Here is a 23,178-nt window from a genome sequence, read left to right on the forward strand (position 1 = left end):
GAGGTGACGAACGAACCGCTGGTCGAGGCGCCCGCCGACACCGTCGCGGGCGAGGTGGTGCTGCGCCTCACCGACGTGGTCAAGACCTTCCCCGGCGTACGCGCGCTGGACGGGGTCCAGCTGGAGGTGCGGGCCGGCGAGGTGCACTGCCTGCTCGGGCAGAACGGCGCCGGCAAGTCCACCCTCATCAAGGTGCTGGCCGGGGTGCACCGGCCGGACTCCGGCGAGGTGGTGTGGCGCGGCGAGCCCGCCGCCTTCGCCAACCCGCAGGCGGCCATGCGGGCCGGGATCGCCACCATCTACCAGGAACTCGACCTGGTCGAGGACCTGTCGGTGGCGGAGAACGCCTTCCTCGGCCACGAGCCGCGCCGCCTCGGCTTCGTCCGGCGCGGGCACATGGCGCGGCGCACCCGGCAGATCCTGGCCCGGCTCGGCCACCCGGAGATCCCGCCCGGGCGGCTGGTCCGGCACCTGCCGGCGGCCGGCAAGCAGATCGTCAGCATGGCCCGGGCGCTCTCCCACGAGGCCCGACTCATCATCATGGACGAACCGAGCGCCGTGCTCGCCCACGACGAGGTGGGCAACCTGTTCCGGATCATCCGGGAACTCACCGCGCAGGGCATCGCGGTCATCTACATCTCCCACCGGCTGGAGGAGATCCGCGAGATCGGCGACCGGGTGACCGTACTCAAGGACGGCCGGACCACCGCGGCGAACCTGCCGGCCCGCGAGACGCCGACCCGCGACCTGGTCTCCCGGATGACCGGCCGGACCATCGAGTACGTCTTCCCGGACCGCCCCGCCGACGACCCCGCCGGCGAGGAACTGCTGCGGGTGGAGGGGCTGACCCGGCACGGCGAGTTCGCCGACGTCTCGCTCGGCGTACGGGCCGGGGAGATCGTCGGCATCGCCGGCCTGGTCGGCTCCGGCCGCTCGGAGCTGCTGGAGACGATCTACGGCGCCCGCCGGGCGCAGGCCGGCACGGTCCGGATGGGTGGGCGGACGCTGCGGCCGGGCAGCGTCGGCGCGGCGGTGAAGGCCGGCATGGGGATGGCCCCCGAGGAGCGCAAGAGCCAGGCGCTGCTGCTCGGCGAACCCATCTACCGCAACGTCACGCTGGCCACCTTCGGCCGGTACGCCCGTCTCGGCTTCACCGACGCCGGCCGGGAACGGGCCGCCGCGGACCGGATCGCCGCCTCGCTGGAGCTGCGTCCCCGGGACGTCCGCCGGCCGGTGCGCACCCTCTCCGGCGGCAACCAGCAGAAGGTGGTGGTCGGCCGGTGGCTGCTCGGGGACACCCGGCTGCTGCTGCTCGACGAGCCGACCCGGGGCGTGGACGTGGGCGCCCGGGCCGAGCTGTATCAGGTGATCCGGGAACTCGCCGCGCGGGGCGTCGGGGTGCTGCTGGTCTCCAGCGAGGTGCCCGAGGTGCTCGGCCTGGCCGACCGGGTGCTGGTGATGCGGGAGGGCCGGGTGGTCCACGAGGCCCCGGCCGGCGAACTCGACGAGAACACCGTGCTCGACCTCGTCATGGCGGGGTCCCTCATGGAAGGCGCGCCAGCATGAGCGACACGACACCCATTGCGGCGCCGGAGCGGGCGGCCGACCTGCCGGCCCAGTCGCCGCCGGTCGACCCGGCCGAGACCGCGAAGGCCGACGCGTCGGCCCGGCTCTCCTGGTGGCGCGGCGACGGCGGGGAGGGCGCCAAGCGCAACCTCGGCCTGCTGGCCACCCTGGTGGTGCTCGTGGTCATCGGCATCCTGACCCGGCCCGACCTCTACGGCGACGCGAGCTGGGTGTGGGGCAACACGCTCACCATCCTCAAGCTCGCCTCGGTGGTCGGCGTGGTCACGGTCGGGATGACCTTCGTGATCATCGGCGGCGGCATCGACCTCTCGGTCGGCGCGATCGTCGCGCTCGCCGGGGTCTGGTGCACCACGGTCGCCACCCAGAGCTACGGCGCCGGCGGCATGATCTTCAGCGCGCTCACCGTCGGGCTGGCCGTCGGCGTGGTCAACGGGCTGCTCATCTCGTACGGGCGGCTGGTGCCGTTCATCGCCACGCTGGCCATGATGGTCGCCGCCCGCGGCCTGGCCGCCGAGATCTCCGACAAGCAGACCCAGGTCTCCAACGACAGCTTCATCAACGGCATCGCCACCGTGAAGCTGCTCGGCATCCCGCTGCTGGTCTACATCCTCGCCGCCGTGGTGGCGGCCGGCTGGGTGCTGCTCAACCGGACCACCTTCGGCCGCCGCACGGTGGCCGTGGGCGGTAACCCCGAGGCGGCGCGGCTCGCCGGCATCAACGTCCGCCGGCACACCGTGCTGCTCTACGCGCTCTCCGGCCTCTGCTGCGGCATCGCCGCGATCATGCTGACCGCGCAGGCCACCTCCGCCCAGGCGGCGATGGCCAACCTCTACGAGCTGGACGCGATCGCCGCCGCGATCATCGGCGGCACGCTGCTCAGCGGCGGGCGGGGCACCATCATCGGCTCCCTGCTCGGCGTGATCATTTTCTCCACGATCACCAACCTCTTCGCCATCAACGGCCTCTCCACCGAGGCCCAGAACATGGTCAAGGGCGGCATCATGGTCGCGGCCGTCCTGGTCCAGCAGGTGCAGTTCCGCAGCCTCTCCCAGTTCCTCGCACGCAACCGCGCCACCACCACCTGATCCCACCGCGCCCGCCAGGCCGCCGTCGCACCGACGGTGGTCCGGCCCACCGCACCCGAAAACACCCCACCACCTCATTCAGGAGGCCGTCATGACAAGTGACCTGTCACGCCGCCGGCTGCTCTTCGGCGGGGCCGCGCTCTCCGCCGGCGTGCTGCTCGCCGGCTGCACCAGCAACGAGCAGACCCCCACCCAGGCCCAGACCAAGGCCGCGGCGACCGGCGCCAACAGCGAGCCGGGCAAGAAGGTGACCATCGGCTTCTCCGCCCCGGCCGCCGACCACGGCTGGATCGCCGCCATCACCAACAACGCCAAGGCGCAGGCCGGCGCGTACTCGGACGTGGAGCTGAAGAGCGTGGAGGCCGGCGCGGACGCGGCGGCCCAGCGCGCGGCGCTGTCCACCCTGATCTCCCAGAAGCCCGACGTGATCGTGCTGCTGCCGCACGACGGCAAGGAGCTCAACGCGTTCGGCCTGGAGGCCATGAAGGCCGGCATCCCGGTGGTCAACCTGGACCGGGCGTTCCCCGACGCGCGGGCCTACCGGCTCCAGATCAAGGGCGACAACTACGGCATGGGGGTGGCCGCCGCCACCTACATCGCCGAGCAGCTCAAGGCCAAGGGCGTCAGCAACCCGGTCATCGGCGAGATCCCCGGCATCGACTCGCTGGAGCTGACCCAGGAACGCTCCAAGGGCTTCGCCGACACGCTGGCCTCGCTCGGCCTCAAGGTGGCCAACCGCCGCCCCGCCGAGTTCACCGCCGACTCGGGCCAGCAGGCCGCCACCGGGCTCTTCCAGGCGCTGCCGAAGATCGACGCGCTCTGGAACCACGACGACGACCAGGGCATCGGCGTCCTCGCCGCGGTCAACCAGGCCAACCGCAAGGAGTTCTTCATGGTCGGCGGCGCCGGCTCGAAGAAGGCCATGGAGGACATCGCGGCCGACAACACGGTGCTCAAGGCCACCGTCACCTACAGCCCGTCGATGGCCTCGTCGGCCATCTCCCTGGCCCGCCTCATCGGCCAGGGCAAGGGCATGTCCGACCTGGTCGAACTCCAGGTACCGAAGGAGATCGTCCTCGCCTCCGAGACGATCACCAAGGAGAACGCGAGCAGCTACCTGAAGCTCGGGTTCTGACACACGGGGGGAGACCCACCTTGTCCACTCACGACAACGTCCTGCGGGTCGGCATGGTCGGCTACGCGTTCATGGGCGCCGCGCACTCCCAGGCGTGGCGCACCGTGAACCGCGTGTACGACCTGCCCGCGCGGGTGCGGATGGCGCTCGTCTGCGGCCGGGACGAGCCGAAGGTGGCCGAGGCCGCCGACCGGCTCGGCTGGGACGGGCACACCACGGACTGGCGGCGGCTCGTCGAGTCCGACGAGATCGACGTGGTCGACATCTGCACACCGGGGGACAGCCACTGCGAGATCGCCCTCGCCGCGCTGGCCGCGGGCAAGCACGTGCTGTGCGAGAAGCCGCTGGCCAACACCGTCGAGGAGGCCCGGCAGATGACGGCCGCCGCCGCCCGGGCCCGGGCCGCCGGGGTACGCGCCATGTGCGGCTTCAACTACCGGCGGGTGCCCGCGGTCGCCCTGATGCGGCGGCTCGTCGCCGACGGGCGGCTCGGCGAGATCCGGCACGTGCGGGCGGTCTACCTCCAGGACTGGATCGTGGACCCGCAGTTCCCGCTGGTCTGGCGGTTGCAGAAGGACAGGGCGGGCTCCGGCGCGCTCGGCGACATCGGCGCGCACATCATCGACCTGACCCAGTACGTGACCGGGCAGCTCATCACCGGGGTCAGCGCGGTCACCGAGACGTTCGTCAAGGAACGGCCGTTGCCGGCCGGGTCGAGCGGCCTGGCCGCGCAGGCCGACGGCAACGGCCGGGCGACCGGCCGGGTCACCGTGGACGACGCGGCGGCCTTCGTGGCCCGGCTCGACGGCGGCGCGCTCGCCACCTACGAGGCGACCCGGTTCGCGACCGGCCGCAAGAACGCCCTGCGTGTCGAGATCAACGGCTCGCTGGGCAGCGTGGTGTTCGACCTGGAACGCCTCAACGAACTGGAGTTCCTCGACGCCACCCGGCCCGCCGCCGAGCAGGGCTTCAGCCGGATCCTGGTGACCGAGCCGGAGCACCCGTACCTGTCGGCGTGGTGGCCGCCCGGCCACATCATCGGCTACGAGCACTCCTTCACCCACCAGATGCGCGACTTCGTCGAGGCGGTCGCCACCGGCGTCGACCCGGCGCCGTCGTTCGCCGACGCGTTGCAGGTCCAGCTCGTGCTCGACGCCGTGACCCGCTCCGCCGAGCGGGCCGCATGGACGGAGGTGGAGCCCGCGCTGGCCGAGCTTGCCGCCTGACCGATCCGCCCCGCGGCGCCCCGCGCGCCGCCCGACTCGGCTGTCCACGCGGCGCCCCGCGCGCCGCCCGAAGGGCTTTCCGGCGCCGGCCGGCGAGGGCCCGCCGCGGTTGCGCCCCGCGGCGGGGACGAGGCCGGCCCCGGGGAGCGTGCCGCCGGAAACTCGGCCGGCACGAACCAGCAGGCCGTCCGGTGCGGCCGGACCGGGATTCCCCGGCCGCACCGGCGGACCGGCCCTAACGACGGGGAGGCAGAACGATGCGTACGGGTGTCTGGCTGGTGGGAGCGCGCGGCTCGGTCGCGACCACCAGCATCGTCGGGGCGCTCGCCCTGCGGGCCGGGCTCACCGGCCCGACCGGCTGTGTCACCGAGCTACCCGAGCTGCGCGGGCCCGCCCTGCCGTCCTTCGCCGACCTGGTGTTCGGCGGACACGACGTGGTGGACACCCCGCTGCCCAAACGCGCCGAGGCGCTCGCCGCCGCCGGGGTGCTGCCTGGCCGGCTGGTCGACGCCCTCGCCGGTGAGCTGGCCGAGGTGGAGGCGGCGCTGCGTCCCGCACCCACCGGCGGCAGCGGCGCCGAACAGGTCGCCGCCGTGGCGCACGACCTGTCCGAGTTCCGCCGCCGGCACGCGCTCGACCGGGTGGTGGTGGTCAACGTCTCCGCCACCGAGCCGGTGCCCGAGCCGCAGCCGGCCCACCACGACCTCGCCGCGCTGCGGGCGGCGCTGGCCGGCCCCGCCGAGGTGCTGCCGCCCAGCTCGCGGTACGCGTACGCGGCGTTCACGGCCGGCTGCCCGTACGTGGACTTCACCCCGTCCACCGGCGCCCGGCTGCCGGCCCTGGCGGCACTCGCGCAGGAACGCGGCCTGCCGTACGCCGGGCACGACGGCAAGACCGGCGAGACCCTGGTCAAGTCGGTGCTCGCGCCGATGTTCGCGCTGCGGCACCTGGCCGTACGCTCCTGGTCCGGGGTGAACCTGCTCGGCGGCGGCGACGGCGCCACGCTCGCCGAACCGGCCGCCAACGCGGCCAAGGTGGCCAGCAAGCAGCGGGTGCTCGGGGAGACCCTCGGCTACGTCCCGCAGGGCGACACTCGGATCGACCACGTGGCCGAGCTGGGCGACTTCAAGACCGCCTGGGACCTGGTCACCTTCGCCGGCTTCCTGGGCACCGGCATGCGGCTGGAGTTCACCTGGCACGGCTGCGACTCGGCGCTCGCCGCGCCGCTGGTGCTCGACCTGGCCCGGCTCACCGCCGCCGCGCACGCCGCCGGCCGGACCGGGCCGCTGGCCGAGCTGGCCTTCTTTTTCAAGGACGGGATCGACGCCCCCACCCACGCGCTGGCCGAGCAGTGGACCCTGCTGCGGGAGTTCGTCGCCGGCCTGCACGCCGGGGCGGCCCGATGACCCGCCTGGCCGACCTCGCCGAGCTGGTCCGGGCGCCGGCCGCGCTCTCCGTGCCGGGGGACGTCCTGTCCGGCGCGGCGGCGGCCGGCACGCTGGACCGGCGTACGCCCGCGCTGGCCGGGGCCTCGGTGCTGCTCTACTGGGCCGGGATGGCCGCCAACGACTGGGCGGACCGGCGCCTCGACGCCGTCGAGCGTCCCGAGCGGCCGATCCCCTCCGGCCGGGTCCGCCCGGCCACCGCGCTCGGCGTCGCGGCCGGCCTGACCGCCGCCGGGCTCGCCGTGGCCGGCGCCGCAGGGGGCCGGCGCGCCACCGCCGTCGCCGTCCCCCTGGCCGCCACCATCTGGGGGTACGACCTGCTGGCGAAGAACACCGCAGCCGGCCCGGCCGTGATGGCCGCCTGCCGAGGGCTGGACGTGCTGCTCGGCGCGAGCGTCGGGCCGCGCCGCGGGCGGGAGGCGCCACGGGCCGATCGCGGGCCGGTCCGGGCGTTGCCGGCCGGTTCCGGGCTGGTCCGGGCGTTGCCGGCCGCGCTGACCGTGGCCGCGCACACCTGGACCGTCACCGCGCTGTCCCGCCGCGAGGTCTCCGGTGCCGACCGACGGCTGCCCCGGGCCACCCTGGCCGGGACCGCGCTGGTCGCCGCCACCGCGTTGGGCCGCCCCGACCCGGTGCCGGTGGCGCTGGCCGCCGGCTACGCCGGCCGGTACGGCGCCGCGCAGGCCCGGGTGCTCGCCGACCCGTCGCCGGCCCGGGTACGCGCCGCCGTCGGGGCCGGCATCACCGGCCTGCCCGCGTTGCAGGGCGCGCTGACCGCCCGGGCCGGCGCCCGGCTGCTCGGCCTCGCCGTCGCCGCGGCCGCCCCGCTCGGCCGCCGGCTGGCCCGACTGATCTCACCGACATGACCGCCCCGCCGACCCGCGCGCCCGCCGATCCGGACCGCCCGGCCGATCCGGACCGCCCGGCCGATCCGGACCGCCCGGCCGGCCCGGATCGGCCGGCGCTCGACCCGGCCGCGCTGCGCCTCGGGTACGGCACCAACGGGTTCGCGAACCACCGGCTCGGCGACGCGCTCGCCGTCCTGGCCGACCTCGGCTACCAGGGCGTGGCGCTCACGCTGGACCACGACCACCTGGACCCGTTCACGCCGGGGCTGGCCCGGCGGGTGGCCGCCGTGCGCCGGCGGCTGGACGCGCTCGGCCTGGCCGTGGTGGTCGAGACGGGCGCCCGCTACCTGCTCGACCGTTGGCACAAGCACGCGCCGACGCTGCTGCACGACGACCCGGCCCCGCGGATCGAGTTCCTCCGCCGGGCCGCCCGGATCGGCGCGGACCTGGGCGCCGAGGCGGTCTCGTTCTGGGCCGGCGTCCGCCCGCCCGAGGTGCCGGCGGCGCTCGCCTGGCAGCGCCTGGTGGCCGGCTGCGCGGCCGTCTGCGCCGAGGCCGAGGCGGCCGGCGTGCCGCTCGGCTTCGAACCCGAGCCGGGCATGCTGGTCGAGGACATCGCCGGCTGGTGGCGGCTGCGGGAGGCGCTGGGCGCGCCGCCCGGCTTCGGCATCACCCTCGACATCGGACACTGCCGCTGCCTGGAGCCACAACCGGTGCCCGACTGCGTGGCGGCGGTCGCCGAGCACCTGGTGAACGTGCAGATCGACGACATGCGCCGGGGCGTGCACGAGCACCTGGAGTTCGGCGCGGGCGAGATCGACTTCCCGCCGGTGCTGCGCGCCCTCGCCGCCGCCGGCTACCGCGGCCTGGTGGCCGTGGAACTGCCCCGGCACTCCCACGCCGCCCCGGCCGTCGCGGCCCGCTCGCTCGACTTCCTCCGCGCCGCCGCCCGTGCCACCAGCGCCACGGCCGCCGCACCGGCCGCGACAGGTGCCGCCGCACCGGCCGCGACAGGTGCCGCCGCTACGGCCGCCGCCGGCGCAGACCGGCACCGGTCCACCGACTCGGCCCCTTTGCTCTGCAGCCGCGGAGGCAGCACCCCCGGATCGCCGGTGCTGCGTGGGGGGCTGCAGAGCAAAGGCGGTGGTTGAACACCTGCCACCCGGCTCGAAAGGGGAGACGGCATGACACCCGACCGACTGCGCGCCGCGCTGCGGGGCGTACCCGATCCGCAGTGGCTGGACGCGGCCCTGCGCCGCGTCACGACCGAGCCCGCGGCGATCCCGCGGCTGTTCGCCCTCGCCGCCCGGCGGTGCGGCCGGGGGCCGCTGCCCGACCCGCCCGGCTGGACCGTCGACGAGGCAGTGCGGGCGCTGCTGCTCACCGCGCTCCCCGCCGACCACGCCGCGGTGGCCGAGGCGCTCTACCGGCACGGCCACGCCGCCGAGAAACGCGCCGTGCTGCGCGCCCTGCCGCTGCTGCCGATCGGCGCGGAGTGCGTGCCGCTGCTGCACGACGCGATCCGCACCAACGACACCCGGCTGGTGGCCGCCGCCCTCGGCCCGTACGCCCGGCACCTGGAGCAACCCGCCTGGCGGCACGCGGTGCTCAAGTGCGTCTTCACCGGCGTGCCGCTGGCCGTCGTCGACGACCTGGACGGCCGGGCGGACGGCGAGCTGGCCGCGATGCTGGCCGCGCTCGCGGCCGAGCGGCACGCCGCCGGCCGCGCCATGCCCGCCGACGCCACCGGCCTGCTCGACCGGCTCGGCGCCGGCTCGCACCCCACCACCGCCAGGGAGGCGTGATGCGCATCTTCGACCCGCACATCCACATGACGTCCCGGACCACCGACGACTACGAGCGGATGGCCGCCGCCGGGGTGCGCGCCGTGGTGGAGCCGGCGTTCTGGCTGGGCCAGCCGCGCACCAGCGTGGACACGTTCGTCGACTACTTCGACTCGCTGATCGGCTGGGAGCCGTTCCGGGCCGGCCAGTTCGGCGTGCGACACCACGCCACCGTGGCGCTCAACCCGAAGGAGGCCAACGACCCGCGCTGCCGCCCGGTGCTCGACCTGCTCCCGCGCTACCTCGACAAGGACGGCGTGGTGGCGGTCGGCGAGATCGGCTACGACTCGATGACCCCGGCCGAGGACGCCGCCTTCGCCGGCCAGCTCGCCCTGGCCGTGGCGCACGACCTGCCCGCCCTCGTGCACACCCCGCACCGGGACAAGGCGCGCGGCGTCGAGCGCACCCTCGCCGTCGTCGCCGAGGCCGGCATCGACCCCGGGCGGGTGCTTGTCGACCACCTCAACGAGGTCACCGTGAAGCTGGTCCGGGACACCGGCTGCTGGCTCGGCTTCTCGATCTATCCCGAGACGAAGATGTCGCCGCCGCGGATGGTCGAGCTGCTGCGGACGTACGGGACCGAGCGGATGCTTGTCAACTCGGCCGCCGACTGGGGGCGCTCCGACCCGCTGCTCACCCGGGCCACCGCGGAGGCCATGCTGCTCGCCGGGTTCACCGAGGACGACGTGGACCGGGTGCTCTGGCGCAACCCCGTGGAGTTCTACGGCCAGTCCGGCCGGCTGGACCTCACCGACCTGGAGGACGCCGCCGCCACCTTCGCCGGCAACTCCATCCTGCGCGGAGGCGAGTGATGCGGCTGCGGCACGCCGACGGGACGACCGTCCACCTCGGCTACTGCACAAACGTCCACCCCGCCGAGGACCTGCCCGGGATCCTCGCCCAGCTCGACACCCACGCCGTCGCCGTCCGCCGGGCGCTCGACACCGACCGGCTGGGGCTGGGGCTCTGGCTGGCCGCCCCGGTGGCCGCCGCGCTCGCCGCCGACCCGGCGGCCCGCCGCCGGCTCCGGCACGAGCTGACCGTACGCGGGCTGGAGGTGGTCACCCTCAACGGCTTCCCGTACGCGGCCTTCCACGCGCCGGTGGTCAAGGGCGCCGTCTACCACCCGGACTGGACCACGCCGGACCGGCTCGCGTACACCCTGGACCTGGCCCGGGTGCTGGCCGACCTGCTCCCCGACGACGCGGCCCGTGGCTCGATCTCCACCCTGCCGCTGGCCTGGCGCACGCCGTGGGACACCGGCCGGGCCGAGGCCGCCCGCCGCCGCCTCGACGCCCTCGCCGCCGGGCTGGCCGCGGTGGAGCGGGAGACCGGCCGCGGCGTGCGGGTCGGCTTCGAACCGGAACCGGGCTGTCTGGTGGAGTCCACGGGACAAGCACGCGAGGTATTGTCAGCCATGGATACCGACCGGCTCGGGATCTGCCTGGACCTGGCGCACCTCGCCTGCGCCTGGGAGGAGCCGGTCGAGGCACTCGCGCGGCTGCGGGACGCCGGGCTGCCGGTGGTCAAGGTGCAGGTCTCCGCTGCCGTCGAGGCGCCCGACCCGGCCGGCTCGGCCGAGGCGCTGCGCCGCTGGGTCGAGCCGCGCTTCCTGCACCAGACCCGGGCCGCGGGCTGCGCCGGTGCCGCCGACCCGGCCGACCCGGCGTACGCGGCCGACGACCTCGACGCCGCCCTCGACGCGCGGCTGCCCGGGGCGTGGCGGGTGCACTACCACGTGCCGCTGCACGCCCCGCCCGAACCGCCGCTGCGCTCCACCGTGCCGGTGCTGCGGGCCGCTCTCGCCGCGCTCTACGCCGGCCCGGTCGCCGGCTGCGACCACCTCGACGTCGAGACGTACACCTGGGGGGTGTTGCCGGCGGCGCGGCGGCCGCGCACCGACGCGGAGCTGGCCACCGGCATCGCCGCCGAGCTAGCCTTCGCCCGCGACGAGCTGGTCGGCCTGGGCCTGGCCACCACGGCCGGAGTGACCCGGTGAGCCGGCGGCTCGTGGTGCTCGACGTGGTGGGGCTGACCCCGAGGCTGCTGGCGCACATGCCCCGGCTGCGCGCGGTCGCCGAGGCCGGCTTCGCGGCCGAGCTGGGCACCGTGCTACCCGCGGTGACCTGCTCGGTGCAGTCCACCTTCCTCACCGGCGAGCCACCGTCCGGGCACGGCATCGTCGGCAACGGCTGGTACTTCCGCGACCTCGGTGAGGTGCTGCTGTGGCGGCAGCACCACGCCCTGGTGGGCGGGGAGAAGCTGTGGCAGGCCGCGCGCCGGGTCGAGCCCGGCTACCGGGTCGCCAACGTCTGCTGGTGGTACGCCATGGGCGCCGACGTGGACTGGACGGTCACCCCGCGCCCGGTCTACCACGCCGACGGGCGCAAGGAGCCGGACTGCTGGACCGACCCGCCCGAGCTGCACGACTCCCTGACCGAGGCGCTCGGCACCTTCCCGCTGTTCACCTACTGGGGGCCGGGCGCCGGGCTGCCCTCGTTGCGGTGGATCTGCCGCGCCGCCGAGCGGATCCTGGCCGACCACGCGCCCGACCTGACCCTGGTCTACGTCCCGCACCTCGACTACGACCTGCAACGCTTCGGCCCGTCCTCGCCCCGGGCGGCCGCGGCGGCGGCCGAGCTGGACGCGGTGCTCGCGCCGCTGCTCGACGCCGCCCGGGACCGGGACGCCACGGTGGTGGCGCTCTCCGAGTACGGCATCACCGACGTCTCCCGGCCGGTGGACGTCAACCGGTTGCTGCGCGCCGAGGGGCTGCTGCGGGTCTACACCCAGGCCGGCATGGAGTACCTGGACCCGTGGACCTCGCGGGCCTTCGCGGTCGCCGACCACCAGGTGGCACACGTGTACGTGCGGGACCCGGCCGACGTGCCCGCGGTGGCGAAGCTCTGTGCGGCGCTGCCCGGGGTGGCCGAGGTGCTGGACCCCGCCGGCCAGGCCGGGCACGGGCTGGACCATCCGCGCTCCGGCGAGCTGGTGCTGGTGGCCGAGCCGGACGCCTGGTTCACCTACTACTACTGGCTGGACGACGCCCGCGCCCCCGACTTCGCCCGGCTCGTCGAGATCCACCGCAAGCCCGGCTACGACCCGGCCGAACTCTTCTTCGACCCGGCGGCGCCGGGCGCCGCGAAACGCCGGGCCGCGGTCGCGCTGGCCCGCAAGAAGCTCGGGATGCGCTACCTCATGAGCGTGGTCGGGCTGGACGCCGGCGCCCGCGCGGTCCGCGGCTCGCACGGCCGGCTCCCCGCCGACCCGGCCGACGGGCCGGTGCTGCTCTGCTCCGACCCGGCCGCGGCGCGGGACCGGCTGGCCGCGACCGACGTCAAGGCGTTGCTGCTCCAACTCGCCGGACTGGCCCAGGAGGCCCCATGACCGTGACCGTCGCACCGACCGACCCGGCCCTGCTGCGGGACCGCTTCGACGCGGCGCTCGCCGCGTTCCTCGGCGAACGCGGGCCGGGTCGGCCGGACGACGGTACGGGGGCCGTGCACGCCGTGCTCCGCCGGTTCGTCCTGGCCGGCGGCAAGCGGCTGCGGCCCCTGTTCTGCTACTGGGGCTGGCGGGGCTTCGGCGGCCCCGACGGGACCCCCATCGTGGTGGCCGCGGCGGCGCTGGAGCTGTTCCACGCCTTCGCGCTGATCCACGACGACATCCTGGACCGCAGCGACCGCAGGCGCGGCCGACCCACCGTGCACCGCGTCTTCGCCGACCAGCACGCCGGGGCCGGCTGGCGCGGCGACCCGGAGGCGTACGGCCGGCAGGCGGCCCTGCTCTGCGGCGACCTCTGCGCCGCCTGGTCCGGGCAGATGTTCCACGGCTGCGGGCTGGACACCGAGCGGCTGCGCCGGGGCCATGCCGTGCTGGCTCGGATGCGGGCCGAGGTGATCGCGGGGGAGTACCTCGACGTGGTGGCCGCGGCCGGCGACGGCTCGGTGGCCAGCGCCCTCGCGGTGGTCCGGATGAAGACGGCCCGCTACACGGTGACCCGCCCGGTGCAGGTGGGCGCCGCCCTGGCCGGGGCGGACCCGGAGGTCGTGGCGGCGCTGGCCGGGTTCGGCGACCCGCTCGGGGACGCCTTCCAGCTCCGCGACGACCTGCTCGGCGTCTTCGGCGACCCGGCGGTGACCGGCAAGTCCAACCTGGACGACCTGCGGGAGGGCAAGCCGACCGTGCTGCTGGCGCTGGCCCGGGCGCACGCCGGGCCGGCCGGGCTGGCGCGGCTGCGGGCCCTGGTCGGCGACCCGGCGCTGGGTCCGGCGGGCGCCGCCGAGGTGCGCGGCATCGTCGAGGCGTCCGGGGCCCGGGCGGCGGTGGAGCGCATGATCCGGTCGCGGGCCGACGCCGCCCTGGCCGCCCTGGACCGGCTGCCGCTGTCCGGGCCGGCCCGGGCGGCGCTGGCCGACCTGGCGGCCCGGGCCGTGGACCGCCGCCGCTGACGCCGACTTTTGTCGCAGATTGACGAAAGTCGTTCCGGAACCAACGGAAGCTATGGACAGTCGAATCGAAAGGTCTTAATGTCGTGCGCAAGCACGAAGCTGTTTCGTCGAGGTGAACCGCCCCAACCGGCAGCCCCGACGAGGTGACCGCCGGCCGGCCGCAACCACCGGTGGTCACGGCCCACCGAGCCTCATCCGGCGGGCCCGGCGCAGCATCCCCGCACGGCATCCGGCGCGACGCGCGCCCGATCCTGGCTGCGCGCGTCAGGAAGGGACAGCAGAGGCATGTCCAGCCCCCACCACACCCCCACCCGACGATGGCTCCCCGCCGGATCGGCGCTGCTGCTCGCGGCGGCCGCCGGCGCGGTCGGCCTGGCCGCGACCCCCGTCCCGGCGTCCGCGCATCCCATCTCCGCGACCGACTTCCAGCAGGTGGAACTCGCCCGCGGCGTCGCCGAGACCGGCGAACCGATGTCCCTCGCGGTGCTGCCCGACCGTTCGGTCCTGCACACCGCCCGCAACGGCACGCTGCGGCGCACCGACGCCGCGGGCGTCACCACCGTGATCGGGACCCTGCCCGTCTACACCCACGACGAGGAGGGGCTCCAGGGCGTCGGCGTCGACCCCGGCTTCGGGAGCAACCGGCAGATCTACCTCTACTACGCGCCCCCGCTGTCCACCCCGGCCGGCGACGCACCCGCCACCGGCAGCGACTTCTCCGCCTGGCGGGGCGTCAACCGGCTCTCCCGGTTCACCCTCAACGCCGACTTCACGCTCAACCAGGCGAGCAAGGTCGACGTGCTGGACGTGCCGGCCGACCGGGGCATGTGCTGCCACGTCGGCGGCGACATCGACTTCGACGCCGCCGGCAACCTCTACCTCTCCACCGGCGACGACACCAACCCGTTCGACTCCGGCGGCTACGCGCCGATCGACGAGCGGACCGACCGCAACCCGGCGTACGACGCGCAGCGCAGCGCCGGCAACACCAACGACCTGCGCGGCAAGATCCTGCGGATCAAGGTGAACGCCGACGGGTCGTACTCGATCCCCTCCGGCAACCTCTTCCCGGTCGGCACCGCGAAGACCCGGCCGGAGATCTACGCCATGGGCTTCCGCAACCCGTTCCGCATGAGCGTCGACAAGGCCACCGGCGCCGTCTACGTCGGCGACTACGGCCCGGACGCCGGCACCAGCTCGGCCCGCGGCCCGTCCGGGCAGGTCGAGTTCGACCGGGTCACCGCGCCGGGCAACTACGGCTGGCCGTACTGCACCGGCACCAACACGGCGGCCGAGACGTACGCCGAGTGGGACTTCGCCGCCGGCACGGCCGGCGCGAAGTACAACTGCGCGGGCGGCCCCACGAACAACTCCTTCCGCAACACCGGCCAGAGCACCCTGCCGGCCGCCAGGCCGGCCTGGATCCGGTACGCCGGCGACGCCGGCAGCCCGCCCGAGTTCGGCGGCGGCTCCGAGTCGCCGATGGCCGGCCCGGTCTACCGGTACGACGCCGCCAACCCGTCCACCACGAAGTTCCCGCAGTCCTTCGACGGGCAGTTCTTCGCCACCGAGTTCGGCCGGGGCTGGATCAAGCCGATCCACCTCAACGCCGACGGCTCGCCCGGCACCATCGACGCCTTCGGATGGACCGGCAAGCAGGTGATGGACTCCGCGTTCGGGCCGGACGGCGCCTACTACGTGCTCGACTACGGCACCGGCTACTTCAACGGCGACGCCAACTCGGCGCTGTACCGCTTCGACTACCTCGGCGGCGGCAACCGCGCGCCGGTGGCCCGGGCCGCGGCCGACAAGACCTCCGGCGCCGCCCCGCTGGCCGTCGCCTTCTCCTCGGCCGGCTCGTCCGACCCGGAGGGCGGGGCGCTCACGTACGCCTGGGCGTTCGGTGACGGCGGCACCTCGACGGCGGCGAACCCGTCGCACACCTACACCGCCAACGGCCGCTACACCGCCACGCTGACCGTCCGGGACCCGCAGGGCGCCACCGGCACCGCCAGCGTGATCATCACGGTGGGCAACACCGCGCCGACGGTCACCGTGAACAGCCCGGGCAACGGGCAGCTCTTCTCCTTCGGCGACACCGTGCCGTTCCGGATCACCGTCACCGACCCGGAGGACGGCACCATCGACTGCGCCAAGGTCAAGATGACCTACGTGCTCGGCCACGACCAGCACGGCCACCAGATCACCTCGGCGACCGGCTGCACCGGGTCGATAAGCATCCCGGTCGACGGCGAGCACGACGACGCGGCGAACATCTTCGCGATCTTCGACGCCGAGTACACCGACTCCGGCGGCCTGACCACGCACACCCAGCAGACCCTCCAGCCCCGCCACCGGCAGGCCGAGCACTTCAAGACCTCCGCCGGGATCAACACCTTCGACAAGGCGACCGCCGAGGGCGGCAGGACGGTCGGTGACATCCACAACGGGGACTGGATCGCGTTCGAGCCGTACCAGCTCGGCAACGTCACCGGCTTCAGCGCCCGGGTCTCCTCGGCCGGGGTGGGCGGCACCCTCCAGGTCCGCGCCGGGTCGGCGACCGGCGCCGTCCTCGGCTCGGCCACCGTGCCGGTGACCGGCGGGTGGGACACGTTCACCACGGTGACCGGCGCGATCGCCAACCCGCCCGCCGGGACCACCACCCTCTACCTCACGTTCGCGGGCGGCGCCGGCGCACTCTACGACGTGGACTCGTTCACCCTCACCACCTCCGCCGTCCGCACCGGGCCGATCCGGGGGCTGGCCGGCAAGTGCCTCGACGTCCGCAACGCCGCGACCGCCGACGGCACCCAGATCCAGCTCTACACCTGCAACGGCACCGCCGCGCAGAGCTGGACGGTGACCCCGAACTCGACGGTCAAGGCGCTGGGCAAGTGCCTCGACGTCTCCGGCGGCGCGACCGCCGACGGCACCAAGATCCAGCTCTGGACGTGCAACGGCACCGGCGCGCAGAACTGGTCCGCCCAGGCCGACGGCACGCTGCGCAACCCACAGTCCGGCAAGTGCCTCGACGTCTCCGGCAACAACTCCGCCGACAGCACCCCCGTGCACCTCTGGACCTGCACCGGCGCCGCGAACCAGAAGTGGACCCTGCCCTGATCCGACGGTGCGGGGCCGGGTGGCCGGCCCCGCACCCCGTCCGGCCCTGGAGAGCGACATGAGACTCCTCCGCACCGCCCTCGGCGCGGCCACCGCCGTCCTCGCCACCCTCGCCTGCACCACCCCGGCCACCCCGGCGGCCGCCACCGACGCCCCCTACGACGTGCTGGTCTTCTCCAAGACCGCCGGCTTCCGGCACGACGCCATCCCGGCCGGCATCCAGGCCATCCGCGACCTCGGGGCGGCGAACAACTTCACCGTCACCGCCACCGAGGACGCCGCCCAGTTCACCACCGCCAACCTGGCCCGGTACGAGGCGGTGGTCTTCCTCAACACCACCGGTGACGTGCTCGACGCCACCCAGCAGACCGCCTTCGAGGCGTACGTCGGCGCGGGCGGGGGCTACGTGGGCGTGCACGCCGCCGCCGACACCGAGTACGACTGGCCGTTCTACGGCAACCTGGTGGGCGCCTGGTTCGCCTCCCACCCGGCCATCCAGGCGGCGAACGTGAAGGTGGAGGACCGCGGGCACGCCGCCACCGCCCACCTGCCGCAGACCTGGAACCGCACCGACGAGTGGTACAACTACCGCACCAACGCCCGGTCCACCGCGCACGTGCTGGCCACCCTCGACGAGTCGTCCTACTCCGGCGGCTCGATGGGCGGCGACCACCCGCACGCCTGGTGCAAGGCGTACGCGGGCGGCCGGTCCTTCTACACCGGCGGCGGCCACACCCAGGCGTCCTACGCCGAGCCCGCGTTCCGCGCCCACCTGCTCGGCGGCATCCGGTACGCGGCCGGCCGCAGCAAGGCCGACTGCCGCCCGGAGACCGGCTACACGGCGCTCTACAACGGCGCCACCACCGGCTGGTCCCAGGCCGGGCCGGGCAGCTTCACCAACGCCGACGCCACCCTCACCTCGGTCGGCGGGATGGGCCTGTACTGGTACAGCGCCAAGCAGTTCACCAACTACTCGCTGAAGCTGGACTGGCGGCTGGCCGGCGACGACAACTCCGGCGTGTTCATCGGCTTCCCGCCGTCGAGCGACCCCTGGTCGGCCGTGAACAACGGCTACGAGATCCAGATCGACCCGACCGACAGCCCCGACCGGACCACCGGCGCGGTCTACACCTTCAAGTCCGCCGACCTCGCGGCCCGCGACGCGGCGCTCAACCCGGCGGGGGAGTGGAACACCTACGAACTGCTGGTCGAGGGCGAGCGGCTCCAGGTCTTCCTCAACGGCGTGCGGATCAACGACTTCACCAACACGGACCCCGCCCGGTCCCTCGCCGGGCACGTCGGCATCCAGAACCACGGCACCGGCGACGACGTCTCGTTCCGCAACATCCGGATCAAGGAACTGGGCGGCACGCCGCCGACCGGGAACACCACCGTGCAGGCCGAGGCGTTCAGCTCGGCCAGCGGCGTCACCCCGTTCACCAAGGCCGGCGCCAACGGCGGGCAGACCCTCGGCTACGTCGACCCGGGCGACTGGGCCGCGTACCAGGGGCTCGACCTGACCGGGGCGACCTCGTTCCGGGCCCGGGTGGTCTCCGGTGGACCCGGCGGCACCATCCAGGTCCGCACCGGCTCCCCGACGGGGACCGTGCTCGGTCAGGTGGCGGTGCCGAACACCGGAAGCTGGACCACGTTCGCCGACGTCAGCACCGCGCTGACCGGTGTGCCGACCGGCAGCCAGACCGTCTGGCTGACCTTCACCGGCACCGGCTCCGGGCTGTTCGACGTCGACGACTTCACCCTGGTCCGGGGCGGCGGCAGCGGTGGGACCGGACCGGTCCGGGGCCTCGCCGGAAAGTGCCTCGACGTGCGGAGCGGCGCCACCGCGGACGGCACCCAGATCCAGCTCTACACCTGCAACGGCAGCGCCGCGCAGACCTGGACGGTGACCCCGAACTCCACCGTCAAGGCGCTGGGCAAGTGCCTCGACGTGTCCGGCGGCGGGTCCGCCGACGGCACGAAGATCCAGCTCTGGACGTGCAACGGCACCGGGGCCCAGAACTGGTCGGCGCAGGCCGACGGCACGCTGCGCAACCCGCAGTCCGGCAAGTGCCTCGACGTGGCGGGCAACAACTCCGCCGACAGCACCCCGGTGCAGCTCTGGTCCTGCACCGGCGCCGCGAACCAGCGGTGGACCCTGCCCTGATCGGCGGGCCGGCGGCGGACCGGGCGACCTGCGGGATCCGCCCGGCCCGCCGCCGGGGTGCTGCCGTACCTTGACCGTGTGGGACGCCTGGAGCAGTGGCGTCGGGTCGCCCGGGCGGGCCCGAGGGTCGGTGGCGCGCTGCGGGCCGCCCTGCTCCGCGTGCTGCGCCGCGACGGGGAGCCGGCCGGGCCTGCGCCCAGCCTCACCCGGCTGGACGCGCTCATCGACGAGTTCGCCGCCGGTCAGCCGGTGCGCTGGCGGGTGGGCGGCCAGCCCCGCCCGCTGCCCGGCGCGGTCGACGCGGCCGCGTACCGGATCATCCAGGAGGCGCTGACCGACGCGTGCCGGCACGATGCGGGCGCGGCCGCCGCGGTGCGGCTGCGCTACGACCCCGCCGGCCTCACCGTCGAGATACGCGGCGACGGGCCCGCCGTCCCGGCCGCCGGCCTGCGGGCGCGTGCCGAGTCGGTCGGCGGCCGCTTCCACGCCGGGCCGGGCCCGGAGGGCGGCTGGCTGGTCCGCGCCGAACTGCCCGCCCCCGAGGACGAGGCGGAGCTGTCCTGACCCTTCCGCGCCGGTCCGGTCCGACCTAGAGTGAGGGCGGCGACCGCGAGGTGGCCGGTGACCCGGCGGGAGGCGCAACCCGGCGGGCCCCGACGCGAACGCGTCCACCGGTGCCGTCGTGGCCGCCCACACCCGGTCGCCTCGCCCCGGTCCGCTACGGAATCCCCCATCACGACAGGGGAGAAGGACACATGGCGCGACCCATCACGCTCTTCACCGGCCAGTGGGCCGACCTTCCGTTCGACGAGGTCTGCCGGCTCGCCGCCGAGTGGGGATACGACGGCCTGGAGATCGCCTGCTGGGGCGACCACTTCGAGGTCGACAAGGCGCTCGCCGACGAGGCGTACGTGGACCGCAAGCGGGCCACCCTCGCCAAGCACAACCTCCAGGTCTTCGCCATCTCCAACCACCTGGTCGGTCAGGCGGTCTGCGACCACCCGATCGACGAGCGGCACCAGGACATCCTCCCCGCCCGGATCTGGGGCGACGGCGAGCCGGAGGGCGTCCGCCGGCGCGCCGCCGAGGAGATGAAGGACACCGCCCGGGCGGCGGCGAAGCTCGGCGTGAAGACCGTGGTCGGCTTCACCGGCTCGTCGATCTGGCACACCCTGGCCATGTTCCCGCCGGTCCCGCCGGCCATGATCGAGCGCGGCTACCAGGACTTCGCCGACCGGTGGAACCCGATCCTGGACGTCTTCGACGAGGTGGGTGTGCGCTTCGCCCACGAGGTGCATCCCAGCGAGATCGCCTACGACTACTGGACCACCAAGCGGGCGCTGGACGCGATCGGCCACCGCCCCGCGTTCGGGCTGAACTGGGACCCGTCGCACTTCGTCTGGCAGGAGCTGGACCCGGTCAACTTCATCTTCGACTTCGCCGACCGGATCTACCACGTCGACTGCAAGGACGCGAAGGTGCGCACCGGGGACGGCCGGCGCGGCCGGCTCTCCTCCCACCTGCCCTGGGCGGACCTGCGGCGGGGGTGGGACTTCGTCTCCACGGGCCACGGGGACGTGCCGTGGGAGGACTGCTTCCGCGCGTTGAACGCGATCGGCTACACCGGCCCGATCTCGATCGAGTGGGAGGACGCCGGCATGGACCGCCTGGTCGGCGCCCCCGAGGCGCTCCAGTTCGTCCGCCGGCTCGCCTTCGACGCCCCGACCGCCGCCTTCGACGCGGCGTTCAGCAGCAGCCGGGACTGACCGCGCGGTCCCCGGGGCCGGCACGGCCGGTCCCGGGGGCGGCCCGCACCAGGCGGCGGAACCTGGTCGCTCACCGGCCGGGCCGCGCCGACCGGGGCGGCCGTCAGCAGGCGGCGAAGACCTGGTCGCTGACCAGCCGGGCCGCGCCGACCAGCCCGGCCCGATCGTCGAGGTCGGAGAGGACGATCGGCATGCTGCCGGTGGCCAGCGGGGTCGAGCGCCGGTAGACGACGCCGCGGATCTCGGCGAGCAGCACCGGGCCGATGCCGGGCGCCGCGCCGCCGATGATCACGATGGCCGGGTTGACGAAGCTGACCAGGCCCACCAGCACCTGCCCGAGCCGGCGGGCGGCGTCGCGCACCAGGGTCTGCGCGGCCGGGTCGCCGGCGGTCGCCGCCGCGGCCACGTCGGCCACGGTGAGCGCGCCGGCGGCGGCCAGCCGGTCGGCGAGCGCCGTCGAGCGCCCGGCCCGCGCGGCGGTCACCGCCTCCCGCACCAGGGCGGCATCCCCGCAGTACGCCTCGACGCAGCCGGTGTTGCCGCAGGTGCACAGCGGCCCGTCCTCGGTGAGCTGGAGGTGCCCGATGTCCCCGGCGCCGCTGGCCGCACCCCGGTAGAGCGCCCCGCCGAGCACCAGCCCGCAGCCCACCGCGTCGCCCAGCTTCACGTAGAGGAAGTCGTCGAACGGCCGGCCCGTGCCGGCGTGCCGCTCGCCCAGGGCCATCACGTTGGCGTCGTTGTCCACCTGCACCGGGCAGCCCAGCTCGGCGGCGATGGTGTCGCGTACCGGGAACTGATGCCAGCCGGGCAGCGCGGGCGGGGAGACCGGGGCGCCGTCGCGGACCGCGACCGGCGCGGGAAGCGCCACCCCGACGCCGGCCAGCCGGGCCAGCCCGGCCTCGGCCCGCAGCTTGCCGAGCAGTTCGACCGCCCGGCCGATCACCGCCTCCGGGCCGAGCCGGACGTCGACCGGCTCGCCGTGCCGGGCGAGCAGGGTCAGCTCGCCGTCGGTGAGCGCGACCTCCAGCCGCCCGTCGCCGACCCGCACCGCGCCGAAGCGCACCTGCCGACCGATCCGCAGCAGCGAGGAGCGGCGCCCACCCCGGGACGCGGCCGGCCCGGCGGTCTCCACCAGGCCCTGCGCGGTCAGCCGGTCCGCCTCGGCGGTGAACCGGGCCCGGGGCAGGCCCAGGACGTCGGCCAGTTCGACCCGCGAGCGCGGGCCGTCGTCGCGCAGCAGGCGCAGCAGCCGCGCCTGGTCCGCGTTCTCCGGTCCGACCATCGTCATCACGATCACCTCCCCCCGAATGTGCCACACCGGCATCACGGCCGCGTGACGCGAGGGGGCCGCCCCGGTTTCCCGGCACGGCCCCCTGCGGTCGAACGGTCGGGTCGGTCAGCCCCGCAGACCCGACATGTGCTGGTAGCTGATCTCCGCGTAGCGCAGCGACCGGCCCGGGTCGGCGGCCCCGCCCGGCGCGTTGTCCTGCTCCCACATCGGGTTGTGGTAACCCTTCGCGCCCATGTTGGCGAAGAAGTTCCCGTAGTCGATGTCACCCTGGCCGAGCGGCACCATGGCGTAGCCGGCCGCGGTGGCCGGGTCGTAGGTGCCGTCCTTGGCGTGGAACAGCGGGAACCGGATGGGCTGGGCCGCGACCACGGCCAGCGGGTCGAAGACGTCGGTCTGGGTCACCCCGTCCGGGTCGGTGTAGCTGCGGAACCGGTGCTGGGCCACGTGCGCCCAGTAGATGTCCATCTCGAACCAGACCCACTCCGGGTTGGTCCGCCCGATGAAGTACTCCAGCTTGCGGACGCCGGAGGACCGGGTCGGCCGCCCCAGCGCGTCCAGCGGCCCGCTGTCCAGCAGGAAGTTGTACGCGGCGTCGTGGTTGTGCGTGTACAGCTTCAGGCCCCGGGCCGCGGCCATCTCGCCGAAGGTGTTCCACCGGTCCACGGCGGCGTCCCAGTCGGCCTTGTAGTTGCTGCCGGTCGGGTCGCTGCCGGTGCCGATGTGGGTCATGCCGAGGATCTCGGCGGTGTCCAGGGTCTGCTCGAACGCGGCGATCGTGTCCGGGGTGACCGTGCCCGGGATCGACGCGTGCGAGCCGTTGGCGCGCAGACCGTTGTCGTCGAGGATCTTGCGGATCTCCGCCGGGGTGATCTGCCGGCCGAGGATCGAGGTGTGCTGGGTGTACCCGGCGAACTCGACCTCCTTGTAGCCGATCTCGGCGAGCCGGCCGAGGACCCGCTCGAACCCGAAGGGCACCCCGCTGCCGTCGTCGGCGGCGCCGATCCGGTCCCGGACGCTGTAGAGGATGATGCCCCGCTTGCCGGTCGGGACGAGCAGTCCGTTGCCGGCGAAGGCGGCCGACGGGAGCCCGGCGGCGCCGACGGCGACGGCGCCCGCCGCCCCGGCGATGGTGCCGAGCATCCGGCGGCGGCTCATACCGTGCGCTGTGTCGTTCATGTCCTGACTGCCTTTCTGACGGTGCTGGATGGTGTGT

At 74.6% G+C, this 23,178-nt stretch carries 18 protein-coding genes; 16 read left to right on the forward strand and 2 right to left on the reverse strand.

All coding sequences use genetic code 11. From position 1 onward, the window contains the following. Positions 1-3 precede the first annotated feature (3 nt). The 16 genes from NLX85_RS21095 (at position 4) to NLX85_RS21170 (ending at position 20,674) form a co-directional block, all read left to right on the forward strand. Positions 4-1,566, forward strand: coding sequence for a sugar ABC transporter ATP-binding protein (locus tag NLX85_RS21095; protein ID WP_254337737.1), 1,563 nt, complete (start codon positions 4-6; stop codon positions 1,564-1,566). Then, positions 1,563-2,672 carry an ABC transporter permease gene (locus NLX85_RS21100; protein WP_254337739.1) on the forward strand — a complete coding sequence of 370 codons (1,110 nt, stop codon included), beginning with the start codon at positions 1,563-1,565 and terminating at the stop codon, positions 2,670-2,672. The genes NLX85_RS21095 and NLX85_RS21100 overlap by 4 nt, the downstream gene beginning before the upstream one ends. 91 nt (positions 2,673-2,763) lie before the next feature. Beyond that, entirely contained in the window at positions 2,764-3,807 is a 1,044-nt protein-coding gene (locus NLX85_RS21105; protein ID WP_254337741.1) for a substrate-binding domain-containing protein, read from the forward strand. Between the two features lie 20 nt (positions 3,808-3,827). Next, positions 3,828-5,033, forward strand: coding sequence for a Gfo/Idh/MocA family protein (locus NLX85_RS21110; RefSeq protein ID WP_254337743.1), 1,206 nt, complete (start codon positions 3,828-3,830; stop codon positions 5,031-5,033). Positions 5,034-5,290: 257 nt separating this feature from the next. Beyond that, on the forward strand, positions 5,291-6,439 hold the full coding sequence (locus NLX85_RS21115) for an inositol-3-phosphate synthase (protein WP_254337745.1): 1,149 nt from the start codon (positions 5,291-5,293) through the stop codon (positions 6,437-6,439). Continuing rightward, positions 6,436-7,344, forward strand: a complete 909-nt coding sequence (locus tag NLX85_RS21120; RefSeq protein WP_254337747.1) for an SCO3242 family prenyltransferase — start codon at positions 6,436-6,438, stop codon at positions 7,342-7,344. Before NLX85_RS21115 ends, NLX85_RS21120 begins: the two co-directional genes overlap by 4 nt. Further along, positions 7,341-8,477, forward strand: coding sequence for a sugar phosphate isomerase/epimerase (locus NLX85_RS21125; RefSeq protein ID WP_254337749.1), 1,137 nt, complete (start codon positions 7,341-7,343; stop codon positions 8,475-8,477). The genes NLX85_RS21120 and NLX85_RS21125 overlap by 4 nt, the downstream gene beginning before the upstream one ends. A 33-nt stretch (positions 8,478-8,510) precedes the next feature. Beyond that, complete coding sequence (locus NLX85_RS21130) at positions 8,511-9,131, forward strand: EboA domain-containing protein (RefSeq protein ID WP_254337751.1); 621 nt, start codon at positions 8,511-8,513, stop codon at positions 9,129-9,131. Next, positions 9,131-9,982 (forward strand): TatD family hydrolase, encoded by an 852-nt coding sequence (locus NLX85_RS21135; RefSeq protein WP_254337753.1) that lies wholly within the window; start codon positions 9,131-9,133, stop codon positions 9,980-9,982. The genes NLX85_RS21130 and NLX85_RS21135 overlap by 1 nt, the downstream gene beginning before the upstream one ends. Next, positions 9,982-11,169: a metabolite traffic protein EboE gene (gene eboE / locus NLX85_RS21140; protein WP_254337755.1), complete on the forward strand. Its 1,188-nt coding sequence runs from the start codon at positions 9,982-9,984 to the stop codon at positions 11,167-11,169. Before NLX85_RS21135 ends, eboE begins: the two co-directional genes overlap by 1 nt. Continuing rightward, on the forward strand, positions 11,166-12,560 hold the full coding sequence (locus NLX85_RS21145; RefSeq protein ID WP_254337757.1) for an alkaline phosphatase family protein: 1,395 nt from the start codon (positions 11,166-11,168) through the stop codon (positions 12,558-12,560). The genes eboE and NLX85_RS21145 overlap by 4 nt, the downstream gene beginning before the upstream one ends. Further along, on the forward strand, positions 12,557-13,624 hold the full coding sequence (locus NLX85_RS21150) for a polyprenyl synthetase family protein (protein ID WP_254337759.1): 1,068 nt from the start codon (positions 12,557-12,559) through the stop codon (positions 13,622-13,624). The genes NLX85_RS21145 and NLX85_RS21150 overlap by 4 nt, the downstream gene beginning before the upstream one ends. Before the next feature lie 285 nt (positions 13,625-13,909). After that, on the forward strand, positions 13,910-16,744 hold the full coding sequence (locus tag NLX85_RS21155) for an RICIN domain-containing protein (protein WP_254337761.1): 2,835 nt from the start codon (positions 13,910-13,912) through the stop codon (positions 16,742-16,744). Positions 16,745-16,802: 58 nt separating this feature from the next. Continuing rightward, positions 16,803-18,908 (forward strand): ThuA domain-containing protein, encoded by a 2,106-nt coding sequence (locus NLX85_RS21160; protein WP_254337762.1) that lies wholly within the window; start codon positions 16,803-16,805, stop codon positions 18,906-18,908. Positions 18,909-18,986: 78 nt separating this feature from the next. Continuing rightward, positions 18,987-19,472 carry a sensor histidine kinase gene (locus NLX85_RS21165; protein WP_254337764.1) on the forward strand — a complete coding sequence of 162 codons (486 nt, stop codon included), beginning with the start codon at positions 18,987-18,989 and terminating at the stop codon, positions 19,470-19,472. 191 nt (positions 19,473-19,663) lie between these two features. Continuing rightward, complete coding sequence (locus NLX85_RS21170) at positions 19,664-20,674, forward strand: sugar phosphate isomerase/epimerase (RefSeq protein ID WP_254337766.1); 1,011 nt, start codon at positions 19,664-19,666, stop codon at positions 20,672-20,674. Positions 20,675-20,777: 103 nt separating this feature from the next. Here NLX85_RS21170 and NLX85_RS21175 read toward each other — a convergent pair whose 3' ends face one another. After that, entirely contained in the window at positions 20,778-21,962 is a 1,185-nt protein-coding gene (locus NLX85_RS21175) for an ROK family transcriptional regulator (protein ID WP_254337768.1), read from the reverse strand. 108 nt (positions 21,963-22,070) lie between these two features. Next, positions 22,071-23,141 carry a sugar phosphate isomerase/epimerase gene (locus NLX85_RS21180; RefSeq protein ID WP_254337770.1) on the reverse strand — a complete coding sequence of 357 codons (1,071 nt, stop codon included), beginning with the start codon at positions 23,139-23,141 and terminating at the stop codon, positions 22,071-22,073. Positions 23,142-23,178 lie beyond the last annotated feature (37 nt).

This window comes from Micromonospora sp. A3M-1-15, assembly GCF_024213425.1.
GTDB classification, from domain to species: domain Bacteria; phylum Actinomycetota; class Actinomycetes; order Mycobacteriales; family Micromonosporaceae; genus Micromonospora; species Micromonospora chersina.

What these genes read in the sequence shown, in the direction of transcription:
- NLX85_RS21100 (WP_254337739.1), top strand. Translation starts at nt 1,563, where the DNA reads ATGAGCGACACGACACCCATTGCGGCGCCGGAGCGGGCGGCCGACCTG.
- NLX85_RS21105 (WP_254337741.1), top strand. Translation starts at nt 2,764, where the DNA reads ATGACAAGTGACCTGTCACGCCGCCGGCTGCTCTTCGGCGGGGCCGCG.
- NLX85_RS21115 (WP_254337745.1), top strand. Translation starts at nt 5,291, where the DNA reads ATGCGTACGGGTGTCTGGCTGGTGGGAGCGCGCGGCTCGGTCGCGACC.
- NLX85_RS21120 (WP_254337747.1), top strand. Translation starts at nt 6,436, where the DNA reads ATGACCCGCCTGGCCGACCTCGCCGAGCTGGTCCGGGCGCCGGCCGCG.
- NLX85_RS21125 (WP_254337749.1), top strand. Translation starts at nt 7,341, where the DNA reads ATGACCGCCCCGCCGACCCGCGCGCCCGCCGATCCGGACCGCCCGGCC.
- NLX85_RS21130 (WP_254337751.1), top strand. Translation starts at nt 8,511, where the DNA reads ATGACACCCGACCGACTGCGCGCCGCGCTGCGGGGCGTACCCGATCCG.
- NLX85_RS21135 (WP_254337753.1), top strand. Translation starts at nt 9,131, where the DNA reads ATGCGCATCTTCGACCCGCACATCCACATGACGTCCCGGACCACCGAC.
- eboE (WP_254337755.1), top strand. Translation starts at nt 9,982, where the DNA reads ATGCGGCTGCGGCACGCCGACGGGACGACCGTCCACCTCGGCTACTGC.
- NLX85_RS21150 (WP_254337759.1), top strand. Translation starts at nt 12,557, where the DNA reads ATGACCGTGACCGTCGCACCGACCGACCCGGCCCTGCTGCGGGACCGC.
- NLX85_RS21155 (WP_254337761.1), top strand. Translation starts at nt 13,910, where the DNA reads ATGTCCAGCCCCCACCACACCCCCACCCGACGATGGCTCCCCGCCGGA.
- NLX85_RS21160 (WP_254337762.1), top strand. Translation starts at nt 16,803, where the DNA reads ATGAGACTCCTCCGCACCGCCCTCGGCGCGGCCACCGCCGTCCTCGCC.
- NLX85_RS21170 (WP_254337766.1), top strand. Translation starts at nt 19,664, where the DNA reads ATGGCGCGACCCATCACGCTCTTCACCGGCCAGTGGGCCGACCTTCCG.
- NLX85_RS21175 (WP_254337768.1), bottom strand. Translation starts at nt 21,962, where the DNA reads ATGACGATGGTCGGACCGGAGAACGCGGACCAGGCGCGGCTGCTGCGC.
- NLX85_RS21180 (WP_254337770.1), bottom strand. Translation starts at nt 23,141, where the DNA reads ATGAACGACACAGCGCACGGTATGAGCCGCCGCCGGATGCTCGGCACC.